At 58.7% G+C, this 15886-nt stretch carries 15 protein-coding genes; 10 read left to right on the top strand and 5 right to left on the bottom strand.

Features of this window, described 5'->3' with window-relative positions; translation table 11 throughout:
• Positions 1-96 precede the first annotated feature (96 nt).
• The 6 genes from AC54XV_RS06175 (at position 97) to AC54XV_RS06200 (ending at position 6878) form a co-directional block, all read left to right on the top strand.
• The gene (locus AC54XV_RS06175; RefSeq protein ID WP_024652783.1) at positions 97-1383 is read left to right on the top strand and encodes an ABC transporter substrate-binding protein; all 1287 of its coding nucleotides are present in this window, start codon (positions 97-99) and stop codon (positions 1381-1383) included.
• Between the two features lie 104 nt (positions 1384-1487).
• Positions 1488-2396, top strand: a complete 909-nt coding sequence (locus tag AC54XV_RS06180; RefSeq protein WP_024640391.1) for a carbohydrate ABC transporter permease — start codon at positions 1488-1490, stop codon at positions 2394-2396.
• Positions 2389-3234: a carbohydrate ABC transporter permease gene (locus AC54XV_RS06185; RefSeq protein WP_024640392.1), complete on the top strand. Its 846-nt coding sequence runs from the start codon at positions 2389-2391 to the stop codon at positions 3232-3234. The genes AC54XV_RS06180 and AC54XV_RS06185 overlap by 8 nt, the downstream gene beginning before the upstream one ends.
• A gap of 2 nt (positions 3235-3236) precedes the next feature.
• Complete coding sequence (locus AC54XV_RS06190) at positions 3237-4406, top strand: ABC transporter ATP-binding protein (protein WP_024652784.1); 1170 nt, start codon at positions 3237-3239, stop codon at positions 4404-4406.
• A gap of 125 nt (positions 4407-4531) precedes the next feature.
• Positions 4532-5893, top strand: a complete 1362-nt coding sequence (locus AC54XV_RS06195) for a carbohydrate porin (RefSeq protein WP_011266835.1) — start codon at positions 4532-4534, stop codon at positions 5891-5893.
• Between the two features lie 109 nt (positions 5894-6002).
• Positions 6003-6878: a D-hexose-6-phosphate mutarotase gene (locus AC54XV_RS06200; RefSeq protein ID WP_004406647.1), complete on the top strand. Its 876-nt coding sequence runs from the start codon at positions 6003-6005 to the stop codon at positions 6876-6878.
• Between the two features lie 143 nt (positions 6879-7021).
• On the opposite strand, the gene AC54XV_RS06205 is transcribed toward AC54XV_RS06200, so the two are convergent.
• Positions 7022-7888: a MurR/RpiR family transcriptional regulator gene (locus AC54XV_RS06205; RefSeq protein ID WP_002552324.1), complete on the bottom strand. Its 867-nt coding sequence runs from the start codon at positions 7886-7888 to the stop codon at positions 7022-7024.
• A 218-nt stretch (positions 7889-8106) separates the two neighbouring features.
• Here AC54XV_RS06205 and zwf point away from each other — a divergent pair, with 218 nt between their 5' ends.
• From zwf to AC54XV_RS06220, 3 genes are read left to right on the top strand one after another with little or no spacing between them, the layout of a single operon-like run.
• Complete coding sequence (gene zwf, locus AC54XV_RS06210) at positions 8107-9576, top strand: glucose-6-phosphate dehydrogenase (protein WP_011266836.1); 1470 nt, start codon at positions 8107-8109, stop codon at positions 9574-9576.
• Positions 9563-10276 (top strand): 6-phosphogluconolactonase, encoded by a 714-nt coding sequence (pgl, locus tag AC54XV_RS06215; protein ID WP_496718147.1) that lies wholly within the window; start codon positions 9563-9565, stop codon positions 10274-10276. The genes zwf and pgl overlap by 14 nt, the downstream gene beginning before the upstream one ends.
• A gap of 36 nt (positions 10277-10312) precedes the next feature.
• Entirely contained in the window at positions 10313-10987 is a 675-nt protein-coding gene (locus tag AC54XV_RS06220; protein ID WP_011266838.1) for a bifunctional 4-hydroxy-2-oxoglutarate aldolase/2-dehydro-3-deoxy-phosphogluconate aldolase, read from the top strand.
• A gap of 127 nt (positions 10988-11114) precedes the next feature.
• Here AC54XV_RS06220 and AC54XV_RS06225 read toward each other — a convergent pair whose 3' ends face one another.
• Positions 11115-11354 carry a DUF3820 family protein gene (locus AC54XV_RS06225; protein WP_003341842.1) on the bottom strand — a complete coding sequence of 80 codons (240 nt, stop codon included), beginning with the start codon at positions 11352-11354 and terminating at the stop codon, positions 11115-11117.
• Positions 11355-11572: 218 nt separating this feature from the next.
• Here AC54XV_RS06225 and AC54XV_RS06230 point away from each other — a divergent pair, with 218 nt between their 5' ends.
• Positions 11573-12043: a PA2169 family four-helix-bundle protein gene (locus AC54XV_RS06230; protein WP_003314059.1), complete on the top strand. Its 471-nt coding sequence runs from the start codon at positions 11573-11575 to the stop codon at positions 12041-12043.
• A gap of 69 nt (positions 12044-12112) precedes the next feature.
• Here AC54XV_RS06230 and AC54XV_RS06235 read toward each other — a convergent pair whose 3' ends face one another.
• The 3 genes from AC54XV_RS06235 to AC54XV_RS06245 all read right to left on the bottom strand — a co-directional run bounded on the left by AC54XV_RS06235 (position 12113) and on the right by AC54XV_RS06245 (position 15880).
• Positions 12113-13642, bottom strand: a complete 1530-nt coding sequence (locus tag AC54XV_RS06235; protein ID WP_004406640.1) for a sensor domain-containing diguanylate cyclase — start codon at positions 13640-13642, stop codon at positions 12113-12115.
• A gap of 206 nt (positions 13643-13848) precedes the next feature.
• A complete protein-coding gene (locus tag AC54XV_RS06240; protein WP_024651217.1) occupies positions 13849-15213 on the bottom strand; it encodes a heavy metal sensor histidine kinase in 1365 nt (454 codons plus the stop codon).
• Positions 15203-15880: a heavy metal response regulator transcription factor gene (locus tag AC54XV_RS06245; RefSeq protein ID WP_003314062.1), complete on the bottom strand. Its 678-nt coding sequence runs from the start codon at positions 15878-15880 to the stop codon at positions 15203-15205. The genes AC54XV_RS06240 and AC54XV_RS06245 overlap by 11 nt, the downstream gene beginning before the upstream one ends.
• Positions 15881-15886 lie beyond the last annotated feature (6 nt).

Raw genomic sequence — 15886 nt, forward strand, 5'->3', positions numbered from 1 at the left:
TCCCTTCGTTACTGTCGGCGCGTCAGGCTTGGTTAGACTCCCACGAAGCGCAAGCACCAGACTTGCTCATGCATAACAACAAGAAAGGTCAATTCGATGAATTCCATGTCACGTCTCGCTGTTGTCATCTCTCTCGCTTCGTTGTTCCCTCTGAGCGCTAACGCCGCTGACTCCAAAGGCACTGTTGAAGTGGTGCACTGGTGGACGTCGGGTGGCGAAAAGGCTGCAGTCGATGTTCTGAAAGCTCAGGTTGAAAAGGACGGCTTCGCCTGGAAGGACGGCGCCGTTGCAGGCGGCGGCGGCTCCACGGCCATGACCGTGCTCAAGAGTCGCGCGGTTGCCGGCAATCCTCCTGGTGTGGCCCAGATCAAAGGCCCGGACATTCAGGAGTGGGCCTCTACCGGTCTGCTCGATACCGAGGCGCTGAAAGAGGTCGCCAAGTCCGAGAAGTGGGACTCCCTGCTGGACAAGAAAGTCTCCGACACCGTGAAGTACGAGGGCGATTACGTAGCCGTGCCGGTGAACATTCACCGCGTCAACTGGTTGTGGATCAACCCTGAAGTCTTCAAGAAAGCCGGTATCGACAAGGCACCCACTACGCTCGAAGAATTCTACGCCGCGGGCGACAAGCTGAAAAAAGCCGGCTTCATCCCGCTGGCGCATGGCGGTCAGCCTTGGCAGGACAGCACCGTGTTCGAAGCCGTTGTGCTCTCGGTCATGGGCGCTGACGGTTACAAGAAAGCCCTGGTCGATCTGGACAAGGATGCGCTGACCGGTGAAGGCATGGTCAAGTCGCTTACCGAACTCAAGAAAGTCGCGACTTACATGGATGCCGACGGCAAGGGCCAGGACTGGAACCTGGAAGCTGCCAAGGTCATCAATGGCAAGGCCGGCATGCAGATCATGGGTGACTGGGCCAAGAGTGAATGGACCGCCGCCAAGAAGGTCGCCGGCAAGGACTACCAGTGCGTAGCCTTCCCGGGCACCGACAAGGCGTTTACCTATAACATCGACTCGCTGGCCGTGTTCAAGCAGAAAGACGAGGGCACGACTGCCGCACAGCAGGATCTGGCCAAGGTCGCCATGGGTGAGGACTTCCAGAAGGTCTTCAGCATCAACAAGGGGTCGATCCCGGTTCGTGAGGACATGCTGTCCGACATGAGCAAGTACGGTTTCGATTCGTGTGCGCAAACTGCTGCGAAGGACTTCCTGGCTGATTCCAAGACCGGCGGTCTGCAGCCAAGCATGGCGCACAACATGGCAACTACGCTGGCAGTGCAGGGCGCGTTCTTCGATGTGGTGACCAACTACATCAACGACCCGTCAGCCGATCCGGCAGCAACCGCCAAAAAGCTGGCTACTGCGATCAAATCTGCCCAGTAATTCGTTTTTAATCGCCTTTAACCGTCGTCCGCAGTGTTGAAATCCCTGGTTGATTTCACCTGCGGCTGCGGCCTGGATTCGATATACCGCATGGGATACTCCCGATGAGCTCTGTCGCTGCGAACAGCAAAGCCTCGCCAATGGATGCGCTGCAACGCTGGCTACCAAAACTGGTGCTGGCCCCCAGCATGTTCATCGTACTGGTGGGGTTCTACGGCTACATCCTCTGGACATTCGCACTGTCGTTCACCAACTCGACGTTCCTGCCTTCCTATAAATGGGTCGGCCTGGCGCAATACGCGCGTCTGATGGACAACGATCGCTGGTGGGTGGCAAGCAAGAACCTCGCGGTCTTTGGCGGGATGTTCATTGCAATCAGCCTGGTGATCGGGGTCCTGCTGGCCGTCCTGCTGGACCAGCGGATTCGTCGCGAGGGCATGATTCGTACTATCTACCTGTACCCGATGGCGCTGTCGATGATCGTCACCGGTACTGCCTGGAAATGGTTGCTCAACCCTGGCCTGGGCCTGGACAAGATGTTGCGCGACTGGGGCTGGGAAGGTTTCCGTTTCGACTGGCTGATTGATCAGGACCGCGTTGTGTACTGCCTGGTCATCGCAGCGGTATGGCAGTCCTCGGGCTTCGTCATGGCGTTGTTTCTGGCGGGGCTGCGTGGCGTCGATCAGTCGATCATTCGCGCGGCGCAGATGGATGGCGCAAGTCTGCCGATGATCTACTGGCGCGTCGTGCTGCCAAGCCTGCGTCCGGTATTCTTCAGTGCCGTGATGATTCTCGCGCACATTGCGATCAAGAGTTTCGACCTGGTAGCCGCGATGACCGCCGGTGGCCCCGGTTACTCATCCGACCTGCCGGCGATGTTCATGTATTCCTTCACCTTCAGCCGCGGCCAGATGGGCATGGGCTCTGCGAGTGCCATTCTGATGCTCGGCGCGATCCTGGCGATTCTGGTGCCGTATCTGTATTCCGAGCTGAGGACCAAACGCCATGAGTAGTCATGTTGGCAAACCGGGCATCAGCTTCAGTCGTGTTCTGATTTACGCCGTGCTGATGCTGGCCTGTCTGATTTATCTGGTGCCGTTGGTGGTCATGCTGTTCACCAGCTTCAAGACCCCCGAGGACATCGGCACCGGCAACCTGTTGAGCTGGCCGAGCGTAGTGACTGCAATCGGCTGGATAAAAGCCTGGGATCTGGTCGATGGCTACTTCTGGAACTCGATAAAAATCACCGTTCCGGCCGTGATCATCTCCACCGCAATCGGCGCGCTCAATGGCTATGTGCTGTCGATGTGGCGTTTCAAGGGCTCGCAGCTGTTCTTCGGTCTGTTGCTGTTCGGTTGCTTTCTGCCGTTTCAGACCGTCCTGCTGCCGGCATCCTTTACGCTGGGCAAGATGGGCCTGGCCAACACGACCACCGGGCTGGTGTTTGTTCACGTGGTCTACGGGCTGGCATTTACCACGCTATTCTTCCGTAACTACTACGTCAGCATTCCCGACGCGCTGGTCAAGGCTGCACGACTGGACGGTGCCGGTTTCTTCACCATCTTCGGGCGCATCATTCTGCCGATGTCCACGCCCATCGTGATGGTCTGCCTGATCTGGCAGTTCACCCAGATCTGGAACGATTTCCTGTTCGGCGTTGTGTTCTCCAGCGGCGAGTCTCAGCCGATCACCGTGGCCCTGAACAATCTGGTCAACACCAGCACAGGTGCCAAGGAATACAACGTTGACATGGCGGCGGCGATGATTGCCGGCCTGCCGACACTGCTGGTCTACGTACTGGCTGGCAAGTATTTCCTGCGTGGGCTCACGGCCGGCGCGGTCAAGGGGTAATCATGGCGACTCTCGAATTACGCAACGTCAACAAGACCTACGGCAGCAACCTGCCGGACACACTCAAGAACATCGACCTGTCGATCAAGGATGGCGAGTTTCTGATTCTGGTCGGTCCATCGGGCTGCGGTAAATCCACCCTGATGAACTGCATTGCCGGTCTGGAAAGCATCAGTGGCGGCGAGATTCTGATCGACGGCCAGGATGTCAGCGGCACCAGCCCCAAGGACCGCGACATTGCCATGGTCTTTCAGTCCTACGCCCTGTACCCGACCATGAGCGTGCGTGAAAACATCGCCTTCGGGCTGAAGATCCGCAAGATGCCGCAAGCCGACATCGACGCTGAAGTGGCGCGCGTTGCCAAGCTGTTGCAGATCGAGCACCTGCTCAATCGCAAGCCGGGCCAGATGTCCGGTGGCCAGCAACAGCGTGTCGCGATGGGTCGTGCCCTGGCACGTCGACCCAAGATCTACCTGTTCGATGAGCCTCTTTCGAACCTCGATGCCAAGTTGCGCGTCGAGATGCGTACCGAAATGAAGTTGATGCATCAACGCCTCAAAACCACCACTGTGTATGTGACCCACGATCAGATCGAGGCCATGACGCTGGGTGACAAGGTGGCGGTGATGAAGGACGGTATCGTCCAGCAGTTCGGCACGCCCAAGCAGATCTACACCGATCCGGCCAACCTGTTCGTCGCCAGTTTCATCGGTTCGCCGCCGATGAACTTCATCCCGCTGCGCCTGCAACGCAAGGATGGCCAGTTGATCGCTGCGCTCGACAGTGGCCAGGCACGTTGCGAACTGCCGGTGGGCGTGTCCGATGCAGGCCTTGAAGATCGAGAAATCATTCTCGGTATTCGCCCTGAACAGATTATGCTGGCCGGCGCTGAATCGACCGGGCTGCCGACCATTCGTGCCGAGGTCCAGGTGACCGAGCCGACCGGTCCGGATACGCTGGTGTTCGTCACGCTCAACCAGAGCAAGGTCTGCTGTCGCCTTGCCCCGGATGTCGCACCACAGGTGGGCGAGAGCCTTACCTTGCAGTTCGATCCTGCCAGGGTGCTGATTTTCGATGCTCAGAGCGGCGAGCGTCTTGGGGTGTTGGGAGCGCGGCAGGCGGCTGAACGGGAAAACAATGTGTCACCGGTCCAGCCGCAAGTGATAAATTGATTCAGCAATGAGCACCGCTGGCTGGCCGTTGGCTGCCAAAACGCACGGCCGATCAGCGAATACAAGGCAGTGAATGAAGCAACATGTCTACCAAAGCTAATAACAATAAAACGAGGATTGATGGGATGAAGAAGATCAACAAAGGTAAATCGCTTTCCCGGCTCCAGTTGGTATGCAAGCTGTCGGCGTTGGGTGCGATGGGTCTGGCAGGCAGCGTTCACGCCGCCGAGCCATTTGCCGCAGATTCACCCTGGATGACGGGTGACTGGGGTGGCAAGCGCACCGAGTTGCTGGACAAGGGTTATGACTTCTCGCTGGAATACGTTTCCGAGATGGCCAGCAACCTGAAGGGCGGCTACAACGATGACACCACCGGTCGTTACAGCGACCAGTTCGCGCTGGGCATGAAAGTCGATTTGCAGAAGGTGCTGGGCTGGCAAGACGCGGAGTTCAAGCTGGCAATCACCGAACGTAGCGGTCGCAATATCTCCAATGACCGTATCGGCGATCCTCGCGCCGGTACACTCAGCTCCTCCCAGGAAGTCTGGGGCCGTGGTCAGACCTGGCGCCTGACGCAGATGTGGATCAAGCAGAAGTACTTCGACGGCGCACTGGACGTCAAGGCCGGTCGCTTTGGTCCGGGCGAAGACTTCAACAGCTTCCCGTGCGACTTCCAGAACCTGTCGTTCTGCGGCTCGCAGGTCGGTAACTACGTTAATACCTGGTACAACTGGCCTATCAGCCAGTGGGCGTTGCGCATCAAGTACAACATCACGCCTGAAGTCTATGCCCAGGTCGGCGTGTACGAGCAGAACCCGTCCAACCTGGAAACAGGCAACGGCTTCAAGCTCAGTGGCAGTGGCACCGAAGGCATGATTCTGCCGGTCGAACTGGTCTGGACTCCGTCCTTCAACTCGTTGCCTGGTGAGTACCGTGTCGGTTACTACAAGAGCACGCCAAACGCCAACGATGTCTATGAAGACGTGAACGGTCAGCCGCAGGCCTTGACTGGCGCAGCGTTCAAGTCGCACAGCAGCAAGCATGGCTGGTGGGTCGTGGCTCAGCAACAACTGACCACTCATGACGGCGATGCATCGCGCGGCCTGAGCATCTTTGCCAACGCCACCGTGCATGACAAGGCGACCAACTTCGTCGACAACTACCAGCAGATCGGTTTCACGTACAAAGGTCCGTTCAACTCGCGTCCGAAAGATGACATCGGTATCGGTTTTGCCCGTATCCACGTCAACGACGATGTGCAGGATCGCGTGCGTCTGGCCAACCAGATCAGCGGTATCAACGACTACGACAACCCTGGCTTCCTGCCGGTTCAGAGCACTGAGTACAACTCTGAAATCTACTACGGCTTCCATGTCACCAACTGGCTGACCGTGCGTCCCAACCTGCAGTACATCAAGCATCCTGGTGGCGTAGATCAGGTTGATGATGCGCTGGTAGCGGGCATCAAGATCCAGTCGAAGTTCTGAGTATTGACTGACGCGTAACGCGATCAAGGGTCGTGTGTGCTTTGCGGGCAGCCTGGCTGCCCGTTTTTTTATGGCTTGATCCTTTTATTTTTCAGGGACGCGATTGGCGATGACCACTCACGACGCGCAACTGCCTGAACATCCATTGCAACGCTTCTTCCGATCCCGACGGGCCAGACCTACTTTCGAGTGGGAGCGCCATCAGCTGCGCGAGGTACTGGTCATCGACCACCCGCAATGTCAGGCCGTATTCAGTCGTCAGGGTGCGCAATTGCTGCACTTCCAGCCGCAGGGCCAGAAACCCTGGCTCTGGTGTGCCGCGCAGTGGCCCCAGGTGGGCGCCATTCGTGGAGGCGTGCCGGTCTGCTGGCCATGGTATGGCCGACATCCTGGCGAGAGCGGCTGGCCGGCGCACGGCTGGGGACGTTTGCTGGACTGGAAACTGATCGACAGCAGTGAGAGTGAGGAGGGTGTGAGCCTGCACTGGCGCTTGCAATTGTGGGACTGGCAGGTCGATCTGCATGCCGAGCTGGGGCAGAGCATGGAGCTGCGTTTGAGCACGTGTCACGAGGACAGCGAGCCGTGTCACTTCAGCCATGCGCTGCATGTTTATTGGCGGATCGGTGATGTGGCTGAGGTCGCGCTGGAGGGGCTCGACGGCGCACAGGGTTATGACCAACTCAGCCGCCAGGCCTGTCAGCAACAGGGCGAACTGCGCGTGGCGGGCGCCTGCCAACGCGTATTCGAACACGCCGGCGCCGTACAGCTCCAGGACCCGATCTGGCAGCGCAGGCTCAACATCGACACCGGCGACAGCACCAACACCGTCGTCTGGCACCCCGGCAGCCGACCGCTCCTCGGCGTATGCGGCAGCGAAACCACAGGCTTTGTCCGCGTCGAAGCGGCCTCAGGCTCCGGCGACACCTTCAGCCTGCGGCCCGGAGAACACGTGCAGCTCAAACTGCAAGCCAGCCTGGCGGGGTGAGTTGCATGTGACGCAGAGCGTCACGAACTGCATGCCGACGCGGAGCGTCGGCACGATAGTCAAAGAAAAACCGCCGTGTGACGCAGAGCATCACGAACTGCATGCCGACGCGGAGCGTGGGAACGATAGTCAACGACACCCAGTCAGCCCTGATCCTCAATCGGATAACGGCTGTCATTCAGACTTTCCTTGATCTTGCGCAGATGCGGCTGGAAATCGACGCCGCGGCGCAGCGTCATACCCGTGGCCAGCACATCGAGCACAGTCAACTGAATGATCCGCGACGTCATCGGCATATAAATATCCGTATCTTCCGGCAGAGGAATGTTCAGACTCACCGTACTGGCCTGGGCCAGCGGCGAACCGGCTGCCGTCAGCCCCAGCACCGACGCGCCGTTGGCCCGCGCGATACGCGCCACCTCCACCAACTCACGGGTACGGCCCGTATACGAAATGATCACGAACAACTCGCCGGTATGAGCCACCGACGCAATCATCCGCTGCATCAGCACATCGGCATGCGCCGTCACCGCCAGATTGAAGCGGAAGAATTTATGCTGCGCGTCCAGGGCTACCGGCGCGGAGGCACCCAGCCCGAAAAAATGGATCTGCCGCGCCTGGATGAGCATGTCCACAGACTTGCTGATCAAGGCCGGGTCCAATTGCTGGCACGCGCTGTCCAGTGACGCGATGGCGCTGCCGAAAATCTTCTGGGTATAGGCCTCCGGATTATCATCGGCTTCCACCGCACGGCTGACATAGGCCGCGCCGCTGGCCAGGCTCTGGGCCAGTTGCAGCTTCAATTCCGGATAGCCACTGACACTGAACGAACGGCAGAAGCGATTGACCGTCGGCTCGCTGACCTTGGCGGCCTGGGCAAGCGCTGCAATGCTCAGCCGCGTGGCCATCTGCGGGTTGAGCAGGATGACCTCGGCCACTTTGCGTTCGGCCTTGTTCAGCTCGTCGAGTCGGCCCTGGATTTGCTCCAGGAGGTTTCTTACGCGGTCCATTCAAAGTCCTTGTCGGGGCTGATTTACCAACGGTTTTGCCTTGGGCTTTTATTAGCCCTTTAGCCTGTAGCAAAGGTGGCCTATCGTACTGAGGGCCTGTGTTGATCACCACTGGAATATGCTTTCAGGCAGAATGTTGTGGTTATTACTACATATGGCCTTGAGTAACGCCTTTAAAAAAGGTATTTGTAGCCTAACTTGATAAAAGAACCAACATTATGCCCTTGATTACGGTTGAACCGTGCACATTTGCCCTGTTTGGTGCCCTGGGGGACCTTGCGGTACGCAAGCTGTTCCCGGCTCTTTATCAGCTTGATCGCGCTGGACTGCTGCATGAAGACACAAAAATTCTTGCCCTGGCGCGTGAACCAGGCGACGAAGAGTCGCATCTGGCGTACATCGAAAAATCCATGCGCCGCTTCATTCCCGAGACGGAGCTGGAGCCGGACAACCTGAGCCGCTTTCTGGCGCGTCTCAGCTATCTGCATGTCGACTTTCTCAAGGCCGAGGATTACGTTGCGCTCGCCGAGCGGGTTGGCAATGCCGAAACCCTGATCGCCTATTTCGCCACACCGGCCTCGGTCTATGGCGCCATCTGCGAGAACCTCGCGTCGGTCAACCTGGCCGAGCGCACGCGTGCCGTACTGGAAAAACCCATCGGCCACGACCTGGCCTCTTCGCGCCGTGTCAATGACGCCGTCGCGCAGTTTTTCCCGGAAAACCGCGTTTATCGTATCGACCACTATCTGGGCAAGGACACGGTACAGAACCTCATCGCTCTGCGCTTCGCCAACAGCCTGTTCGAAACCCAGTGGAACCAGAACCATATTTCGCACGTAGAGATCACGGTGGCCGAGAAGGTCGGCATCGAAGGCCGTTGGGGCTACTTCGATCAGGCCGGCCAGCTGCGTGACATGATTCAGAACCACCTGCTGCAGCTGCTCTGCCTGATTGCCATGGACCCGCCAAGCGACCTGTCGGCCGACAGTATCCGTGACGAGAAGGTCAAGGTGCTCAAGGCACTCGCACCCTTCACCCCGGAGCGTCTGGCGACCCAGGTGGTGCGTGGCCAGTACACCTCTGGCTACAGCGAAGGCAAGGCGGTGCCTGGCTATCTGGAAGAGGAAAACTCCAATACCCAGAGCGATACCGAAACCTTCGTCGCGTTGCGTGCCGATATCCGCAACTGGCGCTGGTCGGGTACGCCGTTCTATTTGCGCACCGGCAAACGCATGCCGCAGAAGCTGTCGCAGATCGTGATCCATTTCAAAGAGCCGCCGCACTACATCTTCGCGCCTGAACAGCGTTTGCAGATCAGCAACCGCCTGATCATCCGCCTGCAGCCTGACGAAGGCATCTCCTTGCAGGTGATGACCAAGGATCAGGGCCTGGACAAGGGCATGCAGCTGCGCAGCGGTCCCTTGCAACTGAATTTTTCCGACACCTACCGCAGCGCTCGTGTCCCCGACGCCTATGAGCGGTTGTTGCTGGAAGTCATGCGTGGCAATCAGAACCTGTTTGTCCGCAAAGATGAGATCGAGTACGCCTGGCAATGGTGCGATCAATTGATCGCTGGCTGGAAGAAGGCGGGCGATGCGCCCAAGCCTTACCCGGCCGGAACCTGGGGGCCGATGAGCTCCATTGCCCTGATTACTCGCGACGGGAGATCCTGGTATGGCGACATGTGACCTCAAGCTGCCGGCAGGGCTGGTAGCACACGATTTCGACACGGCGCAGCAACTGGCCGATGCACTGGCTGAAAATGTCGCCGAGCGCCTGAAGCAGGCGATCAGCGAGAACGGTCTGGCGACGCTGGTGGTGTCCGGTGGACGCAGCCCGGTCGCCTTCTTCCAGCGTCTGGCGACACAACCGCTGGAGTGGTCGAAGGTGGTCATCAGTCTGGCGGACGAGCGCTTCGTGCCGACCGAGCACGCCGACAGCAATGCCGGCCTGTTGCAGCGCCACTTGTTGCAGGGGCCCGTGGCGAAGGCGAAGTTTCTCGGCCTGTACAGCGTGGCGAGCAGTGTCGAGGAAGCCGCGCAGGCTGCCGATCAGGCCTTGGCCGAGCTGCCACCCATAGATGTACTGATTCTGGGCATGGGCGACGACGGGCATACCGCATCGCTATTCCCCAACAGCCCGAATCTGAGCGAAGCCCTTGATCTGCAAGGCGAGCGCCGCTGCCTGCCCATGCTCGCACCGAGCGTGCCGCACCAGCGCCTGACCCTGACCCGCCGCCTGCTGGCGTCGGCGCGCTCACCGATTCTGTCGGTGTCCGGTCAGGCCAAACTCGACACCCTGCGCACCGCGCTGGCAGGCGATGACCTCGCCGAAATGCCGGTACGTGCCTTTCTCAACCCGTCTCTCGAGATTTACTGGTGCCCATAAGCCCCGATAAGCCCCACAAACAAAGGAACCGTCGCCATGACACAGAACGAAAATAATCAGCCGCTGACCAGCATGGCGAACAAGATTGCCCAGATCGACGAACTCTGCGCCAAGGCGAAGATTCTGCCGGTGATCACCATCGCCCGTGACCAGGACGTACTGCCGCTGGCCGATGCACTGGCCGCTGGCGGCATGACTGCGCTGGAAGTGACCCTGCGCTCGGCGTTCGGCCTGAGCGCCATTCGTATCCTGCGTGAACAGCGCCCCGAGTTGTGTGTGGGCGCGGGGACGATCCTGGACCGCAAGATGCTGGCCGACGCCGAAGCGGCCGGTTCGCAGTTCATCGTGACGCCCGGCAGCACGCAGGAACTCTTGCAGGCGGCGCTCGACAGCCCGCTGCCTTTGCTACCCGGCATCAGCAGTGCCTCGGAAATCATGATCGGCTACGCCATGGGCTATCGCCGTTTCAAGCTGTTTCCGGCCGAGATCAGCGGCGGTGTGGCAGCGATCAAAGCCCTTGGCGGGCCGTTCAACGAGGTGCGTTTCTGCCCCACTGGCGGCGTTAATGAGCAGAACCTCAAGAGCTACATGGCCCTGCCCAACGTCATGTGCGTGGGCGGCACCTGGATGATCGATAACGCCTGGGTCAAGAATGGCGACTGGGGGCGTATCCAAGAAGCGACTGCGCAGGCCATGGCGCTGTTTGACTGATTTTCAGGATTTCGGCGTCAGCCCCTTGCGGCTGATTCCGACAAGGAAGTTGTTGTTGGTTGTATGGCTTTTCGGTGCTCCCTGGTCCGGAGCACCGTTTTTTTCTCCCCGGACCTTCTCTTCGTTTTTACCCCTTGTCCTTGAACGACTGACGTGGACGCGTGCGCAACGGGTCCAATAGCGCGCCAAGGCCGTTGTGATCGATTTCCTGCATCAGCGCCAACAAGCCGCCCAACTCTCCTTTGGGAAAGCCTTCGCGGGCGAACCAGTTCAGGTAATGCCCTGGTAAATCAGCGATCAGCCGGCCCTTGTATTTGCCGAACGGCATTTCCTGTGTCACCAGCAACTTGAGTTTTTCCGGGTTCATTCGCGATAAGCCTGCGTTTCTGTCTCAGCTTGTACGATACGTGCATTCTGCATGCAGGCCAAACCGCAGATCATGCAGAAGTCACGAACGGGCAAATGTGAAAATTTCGTAAGTCATTGATATTAAATAATTATTTTCATTTCAAAAACTGGCACGGTGTCTGCAATTACCTATACATCGAACACTTTCGTATCAACCTGCCATTAGGAAATTATCAAATGACTGATATCAACAAAGAAACGATCTCTATCCTGAATGACCTGATCGAAACCAGCAAAGACGGTGAAGAAGGTTTCCGTACCAGCGCAGAACACGCAAAAAGCGCCCAGGTAAAATCGTTCCTTGCAAACCGTTCTACTGAAGTCGCTGCAGCCGTTCGTGAACTGCAAGCTGAAGTGACCGCACTGGGTGGCAAGCCTGAAGATTCTTCCAGCGTATCTGGCGCACTGCACCGCGCATGGGTCAACCTGAAGTCGATGGTTACTTCGGACGACGACAAGGCAGTTCTTGAAGAAGTTGAAAAAGGCGAAGACGTTGCCAAGAAGGCTTATCGCGAAGCGCTGGAAAAAGCCCGCGCCAAGAACGTTTCCCCTAACGTTATCGCGCTGATTGAAAAGCAGCAGGCTGGCGTTCTGGCCAACCACGACAAGGTAAAAGCGCTGCGTGACGCAGCCCGCGCCGCATCGTAATTCGATGCCTCAGCGGTAACCGAAAAACGCCAGCCAGTCTGGCGTTTTTTTATGCCCGAAGGCAGCCGGTCAAACCTGGTCTGTCACCTTTCTGGCGACCGAACTGCGGTACTCGACCCGGTTACGCCCATTGTCCTTGGCCTGATACAGCGCCTTGTCGGCTACCCCGAAAAATGCCTCCAGTTTGTCGCCCTGGCGAACGACCTCCGAAGCGACCCCGATGCTCACGGTGATGGGATGCTCGGCATTCCTGAACAGCGGCAGTGACTCTGCGGCCTTGCGAATTTTTTCCGCGATCAGCATGGCGCCCGGCAAATCTGTTTCCGGCAGCACCACCACGAACTCTTCGCCGCCATAGCGCGCCACCCGGTCGCCCGGACGGCGGATGCAGTATGAGATGGTCTGCGCAATCAGACGCAGCGCCTCGTCCCCGCCCTGATGGCCGTGACGCTCATTGAATGCCTTGAAATGGTCTACGTCGATCATCAGCAATGACAGCGGCTTGCCAGAGCGTTGCGCTCGGGCCCATTCGGTCTCCATGGCCTCGTCGAGCTGGCGGCGGTTATCGAGCCCGGTCAGACCATCTGTCGCGGCCAGGCTGGCCAGCGCATCTTCGGCACGGTGGCGTCTTCGCAGTTCGCGACACAGCAGCCAGGTCAGCCACAGAATGCCCAGACACAAAACGCTGGTGGCCGAGCCGACCAGCCAGGCATTGCGCCGCCAGACGGCATACACCTCATCCTCGGACTGCCCGATGACGACGATCAGCGGCAGGTTGCCGACTCGGGAAAAGGTATACAGCCGACGAGCGTTCAACTGCGTCGACATCGCGGCGAAGCTGCCATCGCCTTCCTGAAGGATGCGCTGAAAGTTGGGGCTGTGGCTGTAATCCTTGCCGATCAGATCCTGGCCTTCCATTTCCGGGTAGCGAACGATCAGAATGCCCGAGGTATTGATCAGGTTGATGCTGCTTTCACTGCCCAGGTTCTGGCTCATGAACAGGTGCTTGAAATACACCAGGCGCATCGCCGCACTCACGATGCCCATGAACTCACCGTTGGGTCCTGATATACGACGGCTGAAACTGATGCACCAGTCCTTGTAGCCCCAGCGCGTCTTGTACGGCGCGCTGACATGTAGCGTCAAAGAGCGGTCGGTTGCATGGTCCTTGAAATAGGCGCGGTCAGAAAAGTTGTCCTGTCGAGGAATGACAGATAAAGAATCAGCCAATATCTCGCCGCGGTTATCGAGCAATACCAGATCGCCCTTGTAAGAGGCGGCAGTGGCGCGATCAAACAGTACAAGTTGGCGCAGTTCAGGCGACAGTTGCTGAAGGTCCGGACGCTGCCACGCACTGATCATACCCTGCAGGGAAGAGTCGTAAAGTTCTGCGTTACGCATGACGTCGGCATCAATCAAACGCACGATATTGGATGCTGCACGTGCTGCTGTCTGTGCTGCGTCGTCGCGCTCCCGGGCCAGTAGAGACGCCACGATCGCCAGAATGGCGAGCATTGAAACCGAGCTGCCGAAAATCAATATCAGCTCCGGACGGGTCCATCTGAGCCGGGCTTGCCGAGAAAACGCAAACACCATCATCGGTTGTTCTACCTGCAGACGAATGATTCTTGATAATCGGTTAATAAAATTATCAGTTATTTGGGGAACTTAATGATGCGTGTATAACACGCTCCTTATAGCCTCATATGAAGGGAATGTGAATAAAGCAAGTGTATTTAAAATGCTGCGAACAGGCGCACACTGAGGACCGTGAAAACCGTCAGTGCAGTCAGTATTTTCAGGTGTCAGCGGGGCAACTGGATGCCGAAAGTATTGGCGCCCTTGTCGCTGTTCACGAACACGGTGCCGCCATGCATCAAGGCAATCGCCTTGACGATGGCCAGCCCCAGGCCGTGATTGGCGCCGCTGTTGCTGCGTGAGGCATCCACCCGATAAAAGCGCTCGAACAGTCTGGGTAAATGTTCCTGAGCGATGTGTACGCCCGGATTGGTCACGCTGACAGTGACATGGGCATCGCGCGATTCGATGTTGACTTCAATGACCTCGCCAGCGCCGGTGTGCTGGACGGCGTTATGCAACAGGTTGATCAGCGCTCGGCGCAAGTGGGATTTTTCAATCGGCGCGCTGGCGTCGCCGTTGACACGGACTTGCACGTGCGCGTCTTCCAGAATGAAGTCCAGATAATCCAGCGTCGTAGCGACTTCTTCAGCCAGTGAGGTGCAGGTTTGTGCCTTGACCCTGGTGCCCTGATCGGCGCTGGCCAGAAACAGCATGTCGTTGATGATCGAGCGCAGGCGCTCCAGCTCTTCGAGATTCGACTGCAACACCTCGAAATAATGCTCGGCAGAGCGGCCACGGGTCAGCGCTACCTGGGTCTGACCGATCAGATTGGTCAGCGGCGAACGAAGCTCGTGTGCCACATCGGCATTGAACGACTCCAGCCTCGAGTAGGCTTGCTCGACGCGCTCAAGCGTGGAGTTGAACGAGGCGACGAATTGCTCGAGTTCCGGTGGCAGCGGCGACAGCTGCAAGCGTCCGGACAGCCGTGGCGGGGCGAGCTTCTGGACTTCCTGCGAGAGGCTGGTCAGCGGTCGCAGGCCAATTCGCGCGACCCAGTAGCCCAGCGCCGACGCGAGCAGAATGCCCAGCGTGGCCAGGCTGATCAGGGCGACCAGCAGCGAGTGTTGCGTGTGCCAGAACGTCTCGGTGTCGATGGCGGTCAGAAAGCGCAGTGCCGGACGCTGTTCCTTGGCGGGAAACTCGCTGACCAGCACTTTGAACGAAAACGGATGATCTGCCAGTCTCAGGTCGTGCATGCCCAGCGGCCCGTGCGCAAAACGACGAATGTCCGCACCGGGATTGCCGAACTCGTAGAGTGGATTGTCACTCACCACCCAGAAGCGCAGGCGCTTGTCCTCTTCGCTGAGCAAACTGAGCTTGTTCTTGATCTTGCCCCAGTGCTCCGGGTTGCCGAAACGATTGACCGCCGATTCCAGCACGCTGTAGCGCGCATCCACTTCCGCGCGGGGCAGCAGGTCGAGGCTCTTGTCGACCTGCAGGTACAAGGCCCAGCCGATCAGCAGGAACACCACCAGTGCCACCAGCGCGAACAGCCCGCTCAGGCGCAGGGCAATCGAATCAACCCGCACTGCGGTTCTCCAGCACATAACCCATGCCGCGAATGGTGTGCAGCAGCTTGTGCTCGTGAGGGCCATCAAGCTTGGCCCGCAAGCGTTTGATCGCGACTTCGACCACATTGGTATCGCTGTCGAAGTTGATGTCCCAGACCATCTCGGCGATGGATGTCTTGGAGAGAATGTCGCCCTGACGTCGGGCCAGCACGCTGAGCAGCGAAAACTCCTTGGCGGTCAGGTCCAGGCGCAGGCCGGCACGGGTCGCCTTGCGGCTGATCAGGTCTATCCACAGGTCGGCGATGGTGATCTGTACCGGTTCATGGCCACCGCTGCGCCGGGTCAGGGCCTGCAGACGGGCGACCAGTTCCAGAAAGGAAAACGGTTTGCCCAGGTAATCATCCGCGCCTTCGCGCAGGCCGCGAATGCGGTCGTCGACCTGCTCGCGCGCGGTCAGCATGATCACGGGTGTCTGTTTGCGCGCGCGCAACGCACGCAACACACCAAAACCATCCAGGCCCGGGAGCATCACATCGAGAATGACGATCGCATGGTCATTCTCCAGCGCCAGGTGCAGGCCTTCGATCCCGTCGCGCGCCACGTCCACGGCATAGCCCTGTTCGGTCAGGCCCCGCCGCAGGTAGTCGGCGGTTTTCTCTTCGTCTTCGATAATCAGCACGCGCATTGGGCG

Source organism: Pseudomonas fragariae (ex Marin et al. 2024), from assembly GCF_059621105.1.

Coding starts and splice junctions, on each gene's coding strand:
- AC54XV_RS06175 (WP_024652783.1), top strand. CDS start 97: ATGAATTCCATGTCACGTCTCGCTGTTGTCATCTCTCTCGCTTCGTTG.
- AC54XV_RS06180 (WP_024640391.1), top strand. CDS start 1,488: ATGAGCTCTGTCGCTGCGAACAGCAAAGCCTCGCCAATGGATGCGCTG.
- AC54XV_RS06185 (WP_024640392.1), top strand. CDS start 2,389: ATGAGTAGTCATGTTGGCAAACCGGGCATCAGCTTCAGTCGTGTTCTG.
- AC54XV_RS06190 (WP_024652784.1), top strand. CDS start 3,237: ATGGCGACTCTCGAATTACGCAACGTCAACAAGACCTACGGCAGCAAC.
- AC54XV_RS06195 (WP_011266835.1), top strand. CDS start 4,532: ATGAAGAAGATCAACAAAGGTAAATCGCTTTCCCGGCTCCAGTTGGTA.
- AC54XV_RS06200 (WP_004406647.1), top strand. CDS start 6,003: ATGACCACTCACGACGCGCAACTGCCTGAACATCCATTGCAACGCTTC.
- AC54XV_RS06205 (WP_002552324.1), bottom strand. CDS start 7,888: ATGGACCGCGTAAGAAACCTCCTGGAGCAAATCCAGGGCCGACTCGAC.
- zwf (WP_011266836.1), top strand. CDS start 8,107: ATGCCCTTGATTACGGTTGAACCGTGCACATTTGCCCTGTTTGGTGCC.
- pgl (WP_496718147.1), top strand. CDS start 9,563: ATGGCGACATGTGACCTCAAGCTGCCGGCAGGGCTGGTAGCACACGAT.
- AC54XV_RS06220 (WP_011266838.1), top strand. CDS start 10,313: ATGACACAGAACGAAAATAATCAGCCGCTGACCAGCATGGCGAACAAG.
- AC54XV_RS06225 (WP_003341842.1), bottom strand. CDS start 11,354: ATGAACCCGGAAAAACTCAAGTTGCTGGTGACACAGGAAATGCCGTTC.
- AC54XV_RS06230 (WP_003314059.1), top strand. CDS start 11,573: ATGACTGATATCAACAAAGAAACGATCTCTATCCTGAATGACCTGATC.
- AC54XV_RS06235 (WP_004406640.1), bottom strand. CDS start 13,642: ATGATGGTGTTTGCGTTTTCTCGGCAAGCCCGGCTCAGATGGACCCGT.
- AC54XV_RS06245 (WP_003314062.1), bottom strand. CDS start 15,880: ATGCGCGTGCTGATTATCGAAGACGAAGAGAAAACCGCCGACTACCTG.